Origin of the sequence: Bacteroides luhongzhouii, from assembly GCF_009193295.2 — a bacterium.
GTDB lineage: Bacteria > Bacteroidota > Bacteroidia > Bacteroidales > Bacteroidaceae > Bacteroides > Bacteroides luhongzhouii.
Genome location: NZ_CP059973.1, coordinates 3,847,999 through 3,861,554 on the forward strand (window position 1 = coordinate 3,847,999; position 13,556 = coordinate 3,861,554).

General features: G+C 41.6%; 10 protein-coding genes. All 10 read right to left on the reverse strand.

Annotated features, from left to right (window positions below; translation table 11 throughout):
• Positions 1-17 precede the first annotated feature (17 nt).
• The 10 genes from GD631_RS14235 to GD631_RS14280 all read right to left on the reverse strand — a co-directional run bounded on the left by GD631_RS14235 (position 18) and on the right by GD631_RS14280 (position 13,550).
• The gene (locus tag GD631_RS14235; protein WP_143257562.1) at positions 18-770 is read right to left on the reverse strand and encodes a glycosyltransferase family 32 protein; all 753 of its coding nucleotides are present in this window, start codon (positions 768-770) and stop codon (positions 18-20) included.
• Positions 767-1,942, reverse strand: a complete 1,176-nt coding sequence (locus GD631_RS14240; RefSeq protein WP_223225932.1) for a glycosyltransferase family 4 protein — start codon at positions 1,940-1,942, stop codon at positions 767-769. Before GD631_RS14240 ends, GD631_RS14235 begins: the two co-directional genes overlap by 4 nt.
• Positions 1,943-1,970: 28 nt before the next feature.
• Complete coding sequence (locus tag GD631_RS14245) at positions 1,971-3,098, reverse strand: glycosyltransferase family protein (protein WP_143257563.1); 1,128 nt, start codon at positions 3,096-3,098, stop codon at positions 1,971-1,973.
• A 41-nt stretch (positions 3,099-3,139) separates the two neighbouring features.
• Positions 3,140-4,594, reverse strand: a complete 1,455-nt coding sequence (locus tag GD631_RS14250; RefSeq protein WP_143257564.1) for a lipopolysaccharide biosynthesis protein — start codon at positions 4,592-4,594, stop codon at positions 3,140-3,142.
• Positions 4,587-5,702: a glycosyltransferase family protein gene (locus tag GD631_RS14255; RefSeq protein ID WP_143257565.1), complete on the reverse strand. Its 1,116-nt coding sequence runs from the start codon at positions 5,700-5,702 to the stop codon at positions 4,587-4,589. Before GD631_RS14255 ends, GD631_RS14250 begins: the two co-directional genes overlap by 8 nt.
• A gap of 917 nt (positions 5,703-6,619) precedes the next feature.
• A complete protein-coding gene (locus GD631_RS14260) occupies positions 6,620-7,735 on the reverse strand; it encodes a glycosyltransferase family 4 protein (protein WP_143257566.1) in 1,116 nt (371 codons plus the stop codon).
• 88 nt (positions 7,736-7,823) lie between these two features.
• Positions 7,824-9,020 carry a glycosyltransferase family 2 protein gene (locus GD631_RS14265; protein ID WP_143257567.1) on the reverse strand — a complete coding sequence of 399 codons (1,197 nt, stop codon included), beginning with the start codon at positions 9,018-9,020 and terminating at the stop codon, positions 7,824-7,826.
• Between the two features lie 12 nt (positions 9,021-9,032).
• Entirely contained in the window at positions 9,033-10,007 is a 975-nt protein-coding gene (locus GD631_RS14270; RefSeq protein ID WP_143257568.1) for a glycosyltransferase family 2 protein, read from the reverse strand.
• Positions 10,004-11,335 (reverse strand): O-antigen ligase family protein, encoded by a 1,332-nt coding sequence (locus GD631_RS14275; protein WP_008775875.1) that lies wholly within the window; start codon positions 11,333-11,335, stop codon positions 10,004-10,006. Before GD631_RS14275 ends, GD631_RS14270 begins: the two co-directional genes overlap by 4 nt.
• Positions 11,325-13,550: a GumC family protein gene (locus tag GD631_RS14280; protein WP_143257569.1), complete on the reverse strand. Its 2,226-nt coding sequence runs from the start codon at positions 13,548-13,550 to the stop codon at positions 11,325-11,327. Before GD631_RS14280 ends, GD631_RS14275 begins: the two co-directional genes overlap by 11 nt.
• Positions 13,551-13,556 lie beyond the last annotated feature (6 nt).

The following is a 13,556-nucleotide window of genomic DNA, read 5'->3' on the forward strand; positions in this document are numbered from 1 at the left end:
GTTGTATCTAATTTATATTATTTTTTTCGTAAGAATCTCTCTATATTTCTGACGCACCGATACCCGAATATTCTGATAAGGAGCGTTCTTGTACGGTAATAAAAAAATGCTTTGTGTGAGAACCATGAGTTTTGATAATGATGGATCGTATACGTATATGGGGTCAAAATCACTTGTCGCGAATCGAAGACTTTTGGAGAAAAGTATTCACACGGAAGCACACATACCTTCGTCTGCATATCTATCTTTTCCAATTCATTAATCCTGCTTCCGGATGGTAGATTATATACAGGTTTCAGTTTCTGTATCGTCTCATTCATTATTTCCGGTAGCATACGGATATCCATTTGTCCGTCTTCTTTTACAAACTTCCTGTTTTGATAATAATCCAAGCAAGCTTTTACCCAGTCGCATCCTTTTTCCGCGCCTATGATAGCTGCTTCGATAGTGCCTGCATTTTCAGCTCCTACAAAATAGGGAAGTTTCAGAAACTCGTCAAAGCTTTTTAGCACTTCTACGTCGGAGTCGAGATAGATACCTCCGTAGTGATAGAGAGCATACATACGGATGTAATCTGCCGCAAAAGCATATTTTTTGGTTGCAAAAGCCTGTTCTACCCACAGACTGCTTTTCAGATCAAATTGGTTACAGTCCCACAACATAACTTCATAGTCGGGGAGGTGCTTCTTCCAACTGTCCAGGCATTTCTGTATCTTATGCGGATAAGGATCTCCGCTTAGCCAGCATAAGTGTATTAGTTTGGGTATCATGATAATTGATCGCTATAAGGTTGTTTTGTTAATGTTTCGAATAACTCTCTCCATTCTTGTGCCACGTGTTCAATCTTGAAACGTTCCACATTGATGCGTGCTTGTTTGCCCATCTCTTTCCGTACTTTTTCATTTTCAATGAGATAACATATTTTCCCGGCCAAGCCTTCGATATCTCCATTCTCTACCAATAGACCATCTTTGCTGTCAGTAATGATGTCGCGCGGACCGCAGGGACAGGTGAATGACACCGGAGGGACGCCACAGGCCATTGCTTCAATGATAACCATTCCAAACCCTTCGAACCGTGACGATAGGACAAATATGGAACTTTCGCAATATTTGTCTACAATATTCGGTACGCTATGCTCCAGAACACAATTGGATGAAATGCCAAGCGAGTCAATCTGTTGTTGTAGTTTTTCGCGCATGCCATCTCCGTAAATGCGCAGCGTCCAATCTGGATGTTGTTCACTGACAATCTTCCAGGCAGGAATCAGGCGGTCGAATCCTTTTTGCGGTACATATCGTCCGACAGCTATTACCTGTTTTTGTGAATTGTTGGAAGATCCTCTCTGGTAAAAAGGAAGCGGATTGTATATCACGCTTACATTGTTTAACTCTGTCCATTGAGCGGCATCTTCATGGCTAAGAACGATGAAGCGTTTCAGTTGGCGCAACTGACGTATGAGTTGTCGTCTCCAGTGTTCCTTCACGATCCGTTGCAAGAACATGGGAAGGTGATTGTCATTGAATGCACGGTAGTCGGATTTATTGAAATGGATTTCTCCGATTTTTATGCTCCCGTCTTTCACTTTATTGATGAAATTAATATCACGGCGGAGGAGGGAGATTGTAATATCCGGACGGATGTTGCAGAGGCATTCATTAAGTCTCTTTTTGAACAATCGTTGTTTTTTCCAATATCCGAGAATCCTTTTTGGCAAAGTGCGCCCGTACATTTCATCGTAGTTAATATCCAGTTGGTGGAGGGTGATAGACGGGTGAAGTTCATAATAAGGCTTCTTGTTTTTGCCGTCTGTCAGAATGATATGTATTTCATAGCCGAAATGTTTAGCAAAATAATTTGCTTTTAGCGTTAACACCCGCTCCATACCGCTGGGGTAATAGAGAGAGGGAATGCAGTAGGCTATTTTAATCTGTTTGCTCATCAACTATTGTTTGTAACTTTGGTTATATTTACTGTGTCTTAAATCTTATCTTCTCAATTACTTTTTGCATTTGGGCTTTCCATGATAATGGACGGACCGATTCGCGAATCTCAAGTGGCGTGGTTTTCAATGACTTCTGAAATTCAACCAACGCCGGGATGTCTACTGGCGATTCGTCAGCAGGAACCTTCCATACATAAGGCATGGAATCGAAATCCTCGTCCGTTTCCGAATATGTGAAAGCAAATCCCCGTGCGGCATATTCACGGTTTTTCAGTGTCTTGATATAAGTGATACCGCTTCGATGGCGTCCGAGGCTACCAATAGCGAAATCTGCTCTTTCAAATTGGATATCCAGTTCCTCACCATGTAATGGTCCGTGCATGATGACATACGGTTCCAAATGATTGTTGCGGACGACAGGCAGAATTTTTTCCCGTTCCCGTTCGCCGGATAGTGGACCGATGATGTGGAAATATACTTTATAATCGGGGTTAGTCCGGTAGTACTCTGCCATTCCGTTCACCATGCGGTCAAATCCATGCCAATAGTGTACTTCGGCTACACCGATAAGATGCAGTTCATGTGAAGTGTCATTTTGGCTTTGCTTCATGGGAATGGCATCAAAGTCTATTCCGTTGGAGATACGTATGGTTTTTCCTCCAAAGATCGTTTCCGCGTTGGAGAAAGTGACAATGCCGTCCAGATGTTTAGCTAGTTGGTGTCGGAAGCAACGGTCGATGAGCAAATAAAATTTCATAGACCGGGAAGTGTATTCCTGATCGTATGGATAAGTTGGAATTTCCATTACCACTTTGGCACCTGTCTGTTTTAACAGTTTCACCAGTCGTAAGGTAAACGGATTGGCGTTGTGATGGGAACGGATATATACCAGTTCGATTTTTTCGCGGCGGGCATATTCTATAATAGGAGAATAATAGACACGTTTCCAAACTTTGGCGGCAACTCCTGTGCCAAAGTCGGCAATGACTTCGTTATCTACCTTCCAGCGGCGTTCACCATAAGCGGTGATATCGTAATGACACAGGCGAACATCCACTCCACATTCTTTGAGGGCTTTCACTTGATAATGTATTTTCTTACTAATTCCATTGGCTTTGTCAAAGCCATGGAATATAAGGAACAAGGCTTTCATTCGTTATATATAAATCTCTGTATATTGTTTATTTTGTCTATTTACTTTCTCTTACACATGATACTCCGCACTTTCCCTATAATGTCATACTCATGCGTAGCCTGTATATATCCTCCAAAGATAATAAAACTAATTATACCTTTAGCAATAATTGTCACAAAAATATTCATTCCTTCCAGTACATATTGCATCGGAATAAGGGCTAGCACTATCAAAGTGCTAATTATCAATGGAGAAATAAGCTGACGCATGAATGGCCAGGCACTTCTTCGGAAAGTTACCCGGTACATTTGCCAATAACATTGTATAAAGTTGATGGTGAACGTTATCACGATGCAACTTGCCACTGCTGTCAGCGTTTCGAAGTAGAAGATTCCGAGCAATATACCTGCCACGTTGAGTACAGATGAAAATACTCCGCACACAAACAAGCTCCGTGTATCGCCTGCCGCTTGAAAGATGGAACCGGACGAAGAAAGTATAATCTGAATCCCTACGGAGAGTGACAGAATCCGGAATACAGGTACAGATGGCATCCATTGATTACCGAAAATAATAATTGTCACTTCTTCTGCTGTGAAGAAAAGCAGTACACTAAGTGGAAGACCAATAAAGGCAAGAAAACGGACAATGCGTTCGTAAGAACTTAACAGTTTTCCTTTGTCATTCTGAAAATCACTGAAAATAGGGTGCATCACCGGAGTGATGACTTGTGTGATATTCTGCAAAGGCAGCATCATCAAGCGGTAAGATTTCTCATAATATCCTAAGTCGGACATGCCCATGTATTTGCCAATCAGTAGTTTATCCAGATTTCGACTGAAATAGTTGATGACGTTGAACAGGAATTGGTAGGCAGAATAGGAAAATATCTTCCGGAGTACCGTCAACCCCAATGTGAAGCGCAGCCGTTGCGGATAACGCTGAAAGGAGATAACGAATATCAGTATGCTGGATACAATCGGGTTGATAATTAATGCATATAGTCCTGCTCCGCAAAGGGCAGCGGTCACGGCGGCTGCACCTGCGGAGATTTGAATAACGAAGCTACGGATAGCTATGAATTTAAATTCTCTGTTCCGGTAGAACAATGCTCCCGGCACGATGGTGGCAGAGGCAAAAAAGAGGTTGACAGACAGCAGTTGACACAAAGTCCGTAGAGTATTGCTCTGGTAATAATCGGCAATAATCCACGAAGAAGCGAAGAATAAGACACTGATTCCGATACCTGTCCATACGGTGAATGAAAAAATATCCGACAAATCATCTTTAGTCAACGATTTGTGTTGGATGATGGCGGGAGATACTCCCATGTCGGTGAGAAGATTGAAGAACGCGATGATTACGGTAGCGACAGCTACGATTCCGAAGTCATCCGGTGATAATAGGCGGGCCAGTATTCCTGCTACGACAAGGGATATGAAGACGCCGCTGTATTTAGCCAATGCAGTGTAAAATACCCCTGAAAATAATTGACTCTTAGTGTTATTAGCCATTGATTGCTTGTTTATATGTTTGTGCGTATGCTTGTCCCACTTTGTGGATGCTCATATTTTCCATGCCGTACGTGTAATTCACTTCCCCTTGTCCCCATGCGGCAAGCCGGCGGGCTTCTTCGAGTGCTCGCAGGATGTCTTTTTTGTTGTCGGGATTGAATGTCGGGTTACCGGTTTCGGAAAGCAGTTCGCCGATGTTTCCCACTTTGGGACCTACCACCACTTTGTGATAGAGGAAAGCAAGGGGTACGTTACCCGAATTTAATATGTCTTTCCGTTGGATGAATATCACGTCTGAAGCAGCCATATAGTAGGGCAGGTCACAGTTGTCTATCAGCTCGTCGTTGGCTCCTGCCTGTAGTTTATATATGCGGTTAAACAGTGGCATGAATAGATAATATCCAGCCCTTGAAATCCATCGTTTGAGGAAATTCCTGCCATAGTTGTTGTGTCTTGAAAAAGGATAGAGGCGTGGAGCTAACAGCATCTTGCGTTCCTCATTCCAGCTGCGGAACGCTCCGAGCACCATGCGTATTTCTTCACGATTGCGAAATTTTCCAAAGGCAGTGACAATGAATGCATCTTGCGACAGATTGAGATATTGGCGTGCGCGTTCTACGCTGATATCTTCTTTGTAAGTGTATTGGTAGATGTGGTGAGGGATCACTGTATTCTGGCTGTCAGGATATCTTGTGAGAAATTCGCCACGACTGAAACGCCCCATGTGTACGACGATGTCACTCTGCGATTCGATAATATCATAGGCCCGGCTTATGATTTCATTAGCATAATGTGGACGGACATTGTGTCGTGTGTAGATAAACCGTGTTCCTCGTGAACGAAAAAAACGGATACGTTCTTCCAGTCGGCGAATAGTGTCGGGGTTGCTACATGTCCACCCTATAACTTCTTCCGGCCATTGGAAATGTATGATATCATAATCCGTATCCGACTCCCAAAACTCTTTTGTGGAACATCGCACGTCAATGCCAGCCATCCTGATCGCATCGCACAAAACTGGTACGAACAAATTGTCCGTATCTCCGTTTTCTCTAAAGACAATGAGTGCTTTTACCGATGGATTGCTTGTGTCTTCACTCTCATTCATGTTTTTTCCTTTGATTTTGAACAGCTAAGCTGTGCTACAAAGGTAATAAAAGATATGAAAATAACTATCTTTTTTTGATCTTCTTTTCATTGCTCGGCTCCTTGAACGAACCATTCTTCTTGTTCGCACCAAGCTTCCTGTATTTTAAGAGTATAGCCTCTTCTTTATTAGCATTTCTCGTTTAACAGAGCTTTTCCTAATCTGGTAACAAATGTTGTGAATGTTGATGACACAGAAAAACGTTCAGCTAAATACTACATAGTGAAAAAACATCTATCATACTTTTACCAGCAAAAACAGGTTATCTGTCATCTACAAAATAGCCGAATAAAGGTCTTATATGCATGAGATAGCTTGCTTTTATTGTAATTAATCCGTATAAATACGATTATCATGGCTTAATAATCCAACTTTAACAGCGATAAGTTTATAGCCCACATGTGTGTGATGCACAGCCCATATGTGCAGGCTGTACGGTTTACATGCGTGGGCTATACAGCCTGCATGTGTGAGCTATAGAAAGACCACCGCTCCCAATAGATTATTAAGCTGTCAGATACAGGTTATTTCCTATATAGTGTGCATCCTCATGCCTTTTAAAGGCTAATTTCATCTAATACTATACTAAAATAGACATAGTATAGACATGATAGATACCTGTTTTTTGCAATAAAAATATGATAGATACATTTTTTGAAAGTCATCTTTCATGTTTATTCTTTTGATAATTAGATGATTATTGAAATGTATGATAGTATGATAGATGTTTTTTACTATGTGGTATGTAGTTCGAAAGTTTGATAAAAAAATAGTGGGATGCCTGGAGACCAAATGAGAATTCATGAGGCGAACAAAAAGAGCGGGGCACTGTTATAGGAGCCCCGCTCTTTTTGTTATTTCTAATTATTATTTTTTTATTAAGCAAACTCTTTGTATATATTTAGCAGTGACTCTGCTGCGTTCCGCCAAGAGAACTGTTGGCTGCGTTTTAATCCATATTCTACTTGTTTCTGATAGAATGTTTCATCACTTTCCAGTTGCAGTATTTTTTCTGTAATGTCTTTAGAATTAAACGGGTCGGCTAGTAAAGCACCTTCTCCGGCTATTTCAGGCATAGCCGATGTATTACCTGCTATAATAGGTGTTCCACAGGCCATTGCTTCCAACATTGGGATACCGAAGCTTTCCCGAAGAGAAGGATAAAGAAATGCGAATGCTCCAGCATAAAGTGCTGGAAGGTCGGTATTCGCAATGTATCCGGGGAAGCGAAGATAACTTTTGATTTTAGTTATCTTTTCTTCTTCCAAGATCCGGTCGATAGCGTCTTCTTTGAGGTCGGCAATAAGTAATGGGAGTTTTTGTACCGACTGTTTCAGGTAGTCGCTGTATGCTTTTAATACTCTTGGGGTATTCTTTTTAGGATCAGTATTTCCCAAAAAGAACAGGTAGTTTTCTGCATCGATATACTTCCGGGTTATCTCAGGCGCTTTCGGTTGTAGATGAAAGTGACTGTTGAAGCCATTGTACACAGCTACTAGTTGTTCTTCTGGTAAGTGTAACGCTTCGAGAATCCGCTTTCGTTCGAATTGTGAGACAGTGATAATCTTTTTGCATTTGGGAAGTATACGGGGGACGACGAGCCGACGATAATGCCACCCCATTTCCTGATACCATGACAGGCTGGACGACTGTCGTTTTTCTAGGTAAATAATGTCATGTAGTGTCAGTACCAATGGTACAGAACAATGGAGAGGAGCCGTGTTGCTGGTGCAATGTAACAGATCAGGCTTAATGCTTTTCACTGCTCGAGGAAGAGCCACCTGTTCCCAAAGCGGATATGTGGGGCACTTTAATTCGATGATATGCACGTTGTCCGAACTCTCGAGGCATCTGTCTTCGCCCGGACTGATAAAGATAAAGTATTCATTCTCATGATCCATTTTCTGTAACTCTCGAATTGTTTCGAGAGCGACGAAATCCATTCCATGTTTATTAGGACGGAAGATACGTTGGGCTTCAATGGCTATTTTCATAATCTTTTCTTTTTAGTGGGGTGATGATGTTTTTCTTTCTTATTATAATAAGGCTTTTTCTTAAGTTGCTGCGTTAAGTAAATTCTGGTTATGAATGTTCTTCTCCATGCTCTGTATGGATGAACTTCTTGTAGGCTCCTTTCAACTTAAATAGATTGCCGATAGTGTTAAGTGCCAGTATGGGTATCTTGATGATAGCTTTTCCTAATTGCTTGTTGAGCAGGTTGTTCGGTATGGGGAGTATCATTGCTGCTATCTGGGCTGCAGATAATATCCACCATTTAATGGCTATTGTCCATTCGTGTCCGGAGGAATTGTCTTGAAGGCTTAACCAGATGCCGATAGCAGTGAAAATAAGCGTCAGTCCGAAAACAGCTGCCAGTTGTATCAATCGTGGCGGAAGCATCCATTGTATTATTTTGTCACAGTAGTCGATATTGCCTTGACAGATTGCTTTCCATAGTCCGGACAGTGAACTGCGGAGAATGCCGAATTGTGCAGCTATCCAACGTTTACGTTGATTGCTGATGGCTTCTTCTTTCTGTGTCTTTTCGTCATAGATTGGTATCTGTGGCAGGTAAGTGGTGTGAATTCGTTGCTGTAAAAGCAATACTTCCAACTCTTTGTCTTCACCTGCCGTTTCGAGGTGTTTTACATTTTGCCTGAACCACTCTGCTTCAAAGGCCATTCCTGAACCGGAAAGAGCAGCTGAAAGTCCAAGGGTGTTGTGCCCACTGCGGAAAATGCCGTTATTGATTTCTTCGCTAATACCGTCGAGAACAGAAATATCTGTGTTCAGGTTCTTGCCTGTTCGGTGAGCTTGTAAAGATTTTACACCGTTATCAAATGCACGGTTTACTTCTGCCAGAAAATCCGGGGAAGTCAGGTTGTCGGCATCCATGATGACTACAATGTCGTAAGGTTCGCCTTCGATAGAATCTATTGCCATTGTCAGGGCTTTAGCTTTGGAGCTTTCTTTGTAATCCGCTATTAGTAGGCGAATAGGCAGAGAACGCAGTGTGTCATTGGTTGTAGATTGCATTTGGTCGGAAATAACGATAACGTCGAATAATTCCTGTGGATAATCCTGCTCTAGGAAACTGCGCGCGGAGGAGACAATAACACGGTCTTCCTTGTAGGCTGGGAAGAATACGACAAAACGCCGGAATGTACGGGTTTCCGGAAAATGGGGTGCCCGGTAGAATTTGGAGGCAATCGCGTATAGCAATAAGTAGCATACGCAAAGTCCAAGGAGGGTGAAGAGAATCCAATCGACGATATTCATAGTATTTAGAGTTTATACAGTGGTAGTTTGCTTTTCGGATAATTCGGATAGGGGAGTACCTCCCTTTTTCGGTAGAATAGTGCTCTTCTTTTCAGATGAAGAGCGAAAAAGCCCGGAATTTACTCCATAGAATACTGCAGCGCTTAAGTCTAAACGTCTTTTAAGTACATAGACCAGGCTGTTTTTTGCGGCAGCGATGGTGCTTTGATAGAGGACGGAGGCGATACGGTTCCATCCTTTCAGATTGCGTCGTGCATAAAACAGACGGTTGCGTGTCAGGAAATAAGTACGCAGTTTGCTTAGCTGTCCTGTACTTTGGCTTTCTTTATGAAAAACGGTACAGCGAGGATCATACCACAGTTCATATCCGGCACGGGTCATACTCGTACTCCAGTCTAATTCTTCGTAATAGAGAAAAAATATCTCTGGCATCATTCCTACTTTTTCAATGACTTCCCGCTTTATCATCATGGCGGCACCATGCAGGTAAGGAGTGGGGTGGGGAGTGTCGAATGTACCATCATCCGGACAGTCGAATCCCAGCATATTGTTACGTAGTGTGATTTGTGATAAAGGGGTGAAGCCGGCAAACTGTATGTGTTGCGGTGGAAATGCGAAACGTATCTTAGGTGATACTCCTCCTATTTCCGGACGACTTTCCAGTCGTTCTATTAAATATGCGATATTGTCTGACTCAATGTAGGTGTCATTATTAATAAGGAATATATATTTGCCTTTTGCTGCCCGGATGCCTATGTTATTACCACCAGAAAAACCACTATTTTCATTGCTGCGGATAGCAATGACGGAGGGATACAGGTTGTGTATTTGGGTTGCTTCGTCTTCGCGTGAGGCATTGTCAACAACAATGATTTCGTAGCTCACAGAGTGTATCTTGCTTTGCAAGGACTCTATCAACTCACAGGTGTCTTTGAATCCGTTATAGCAGATTGTTATAAATGATATGTCCGGAGTATTGTTTGTCATTTTTGTTCGTTGAATTCTTGGGTGGATATTAAATCTTCTTCTGTTACTGTTTCTTCTTCCGCTTTCTTTTCGCTGATACGTTTGTCAATATGTGGAGCAGCAAAACAGAGTGCGAATCCTATATATACAGTCAATTGATTAGGGTATTGCATTACGTCGTTGACATAAGCGGCTATGAAAAAACCTGCGTCCATGCATATCCATGCTGCTATTAATCCGCGTAAACTTTTATTGCGTACTTTAAACATTAATATCCATGAACACCACGCAAAGAGGACACCATGAATGGCAAGATAGAGAATCAGACCAACGATTCCTGTCTCTACCCAAACGGCTACCAACCATGAGTCGGGAGGATAGGGCATTTGTTCTTTTGATTCAAAATTTCCAGCTTTAGAGAGTCCAATGCCGTATCCGATAGGTTTTCTTGCCATCAATTCTTTCATTCTTTGCCGGTTTTCAACACGTACGAGGTATGAAGCGTCCTCCGTAGGATGGAAAGAGGAACGCATTTTGTGGATATATTGATTTCCACTTCCAATATTGGTATAATAGAAAAACACAAATACACTAATGGATATGAATATGCCGCCTAATAGTGCTTTCCAGTTTTTAGCTATGATGGTTATCATTAGCATACCACCCATAAGAACACCCATGGCAGAACGGGTTCCGGAAATCCCCATTCCGTAAATACCGCAAAAAGCGATAAAAAGGAAGTAGATACGCTTCCATCTCGAATCAACAAAAAATGCAGCAATGGCGAAGGTGACTGCCGACATGGCAGCGTGTACACCATAGTTTGCGGCATCTGAGAAGCAGGAGAAGTAACGGATTCCCGACCAGATAATGTGAGTGCGTGCGCCTCCTAGTACATGCAAGAAATAAAGGTCTTTGGAGCTGAAACCATGATTTTTTTGCCAATAACCTTTTAGGGTGAATATTATGACGAATATCGACCATATTATTAGCAGTAGTTCAACGTCCTTTTTGGTACGTATGACAACCGGAACGACGAATGCACATATTAACGGAATGAGGGCGTATGGAGTGAGATTGATGTTCCATGCTGCCATCACATTGTTGGGATTCAATATTTCTGCTACGTAAAACAGTAGCCAGACAATAAAGAGGTAGGTCATTATATTTTGACCGGGTTTCCAATTTGTACGCTCGTCATTGCTAAGTTGTATTAGACAGATGGCGGTAAACAGTAAGATAAGTACCATTGAGAATAGTCCTGTCTTAACGTTTACAAGCATACTTACCGCAATCAGTGCAAACTGTGCAGCAAGCAGGATATGGAATGTAATTACCCTATTCGTCATCGTCCTCGTCTTCTGCTTCTTTTGCTTTTCTCTTGAGGTTGAATATCATTTTTTCTGTTAATGACAATTGACTGAAACGGTAACCGATTCTACGTAATAATGTATAGGGAGGAAGTTGTCCTGTAAAGTCCTCTGTTGCTTCGCGACAAGCATTGGTGAGGCAGAGACGGAATGGAACATCTGTTTTACCCAGTTGTTGCATAAGTTGTTCGCAAAGTTGCTTGTCGATAGTTTTCCAACCACGGTCTGCTGGAGCTACTAAAATGTTGGCGTTAGCGTCATGTAGTAGCGCACTCGGGATATTACTCTTAGACAATGGTGGATAGGCAACTATCAATATATCTTCTCCTTGTAAAGTATAAAAGTCTGTGATATTTTTTGCAAGCAGGTATTGTGTGGAGTCTGTGTTGAAATCTACTCCGTAGGTAATGAATCTTGTATTTAGCATACGGCTTTGCATATATCCACAGATCAAATTTCCTAGTTCTTCTTCCCCGGAATGGTCGCTGGTACTGAAGAGGTTGATGATGAATACACCTGGAGACTTGCGCTTGGTTAAGAAACGAAGTAACGCATTACTCAACTCTTTTATGGAAATTTGGACATAAGTTTTGGCTAATCCGCCATAACGGGAGGATTTTGTACTGGGAACAGCGCCTATAACTTTGAAACCGGTTACTCGTTTGCTACGACTGGCATCTCGTAAAGTTCTGTCAAGCATTTCAATCAACAGTAATAAAGCTACTATAATAATAAAGCTTCCTATACAAGCGGCAATAACAATTTGCTTCCGGTTAGTTGAGTTGGACGCAATCGGATAGGTCGGCTCATTCAATACCTTTAAGGTCGCAGAAGTCATTTCCAAATTCTTCTTTCTTAATAAGGCTTCATTGTAGCTTTGCAATACAGTCAGATAATTACGTTCGGTAAAGTTGATAGAACGCTCTTTTTGCTTGATAGTTGTACCTACCGGTGCGAAAAATACATATCGCTCGTTCAATTCCTGACGAGCATTTTGCACGATAAGGAGTTCTGCTTTAGCTTTTTCATAGAGTAAGGTTTGTTCTAGCCACTGATCGATGATATTGGTTCGTGAAGCACCTTCTTTGGTGTATTTATGACCAACGTAAGAAGTTGTCAGATCATTCAGTTCTTGCTTGATTTTAGCTAACTGCTTTTTATCACTTTCTACTGACTGAGAATCCTCTTTCTTGGAATCAGTCATTGCTTCAGCTTCTGAAATTCTGCTGGTAATGTTGGATGCTTCTCGCAGTTTATCTACAAACTCCATGTTTTTGAGCACCTGTTTGGCATTACTGTCCATGTGTTTCTCTAATTCTTCAAGCATGGATTTAGTGCTATTGAATGCAAACTGTGCATCTTGTTCTCTTAGTTCAAACTCTTTACTGATAGCAGCTATTTCTTTTGTTTCATCCAGATAATTGATGATACGTTTTTGTACGTTATATTTGGTCAAATCCTCTTCTTCCAGTCGAAGCTGTTTGCCAATCCGTGCCAACTCTTCTTCGAAATATTTGATTACTTTATCTGTTTCCCCGTAACGTATACGGCGGTATTCTTCTACAAATTCATCCATCAGGATACTGACAGTATTATAGACAATACCGGGATCACCAGATGAGTAACTGATGTCTAACAAATCACTGGTCAAACGGCGTTGCACTTTTATATTTTTCAGTGCATTATAGCTGTAAAATGGGTGATTATAATAAAATAATCCATATATGTAGTTGTCTCTGTGGGGGCGCATATATGCTTCCAGATTGGCTACTGTTTTGTCTTCACTTGATTTATCGATTAGTTTCAGTATCTCATTACCATTTGGACTGTTTTTTAAATGATTGTAGGTGTAGTTGTAGCTGGAAGCTGTAATACCGTTATTTTCTTTATCTGGACTTCCTTGGATGAGGATACGGGCAAATAGCCGCAAGCATACTCTTTTGAGTGTACTTTCAGCTTGCATGATACTGATTAGATTATCCATCGAATTTTGTACTGTTGCCCAGTCGGTACGCTTATCACTCTCCAGGTTATATCCTGATGCTACACCTGTGTAGAGTGTAGCCTTTACATCATATCCTCCCCGCATGTGGCGTGTATAATATATGACCATCAATGTGAAGAGAGCGGTTCCTATCAATATCAGCCAACGATGGCGAAAAAGGGTCCGTATAATAGAAATGATAAAGTTCATATCTTA

Bases quoted from the DNA above. Each gene is read 5' to 3' on its own strand.
- GD631_RS14235 (WP_143257562.1), bottom strand. From the start codon at position 770: ATGATACCCAAACTAATACACTTATGCTGGCTAAGCGGAGATCCTTAT.
- GD631_RS14240 (WP_223225932.1), bottom strand. From the start codon at position 1,942: ATGAGCAAACAGATTAAAATAGCCTACTGCATTCCCTCTCTCTATTAC.
- GD631_RS14245 (WP_143257563.1), bottom strand. From the start codon at position 3,098: ATGAAAGCCTTGTTCCTTATATTCCATGGCTTTGACAAAGCCAATGGA.
- GD631_RS14250 (WP_143257564.1), bottom strand. From the start codon at position 4,594: ATGGCTAATAACACTAAGAGTCAATTATTTTCAGGGGTATTTTACACT.
- GD631_RS14255 (WP_143257565.1), bottom strand. From the start codon at position 5,702: ATGAATGAGAGTGAAGACACAAGCAATCCATCGGTAAAAGCACTCATT.
- GD631_RS14260 (WP_143257566.1), bottom strand. From the start codon at position 7,735: ATGAAAATAGCCATTGAAGCCCAACGTATCTTCCGTCCTAATAAACAT.
- GD631_RS14265 (WP_143257567.1), bottom strand. From the start codon at position 9,020: ATGAATATCGTCGATTGGATTCTCTTCACCCTCCTTGGACTTTGCGTA.
- GD631_RS14270 (WP_143257568.1), bottom strand. From the start codon at position 10,007: ATGACAAACAATACTCCGGACATATCATTTATAACAATCTGCTATAAC.
- GD631_RS14275 (WP_008775875.1), bottom strand. From the start codon at position 11,335: ATGACGAATAGGGTAATTACATTCCATATCCTGCTTGCTGCACAGTTT.
- GD631_RS14280 (WP_143257569.1), bottom strand. From the start codon at position 13,550: ATGAACTTTATCATTTCTATTATACGGACCCTTTTTCGCCATCGTTGG.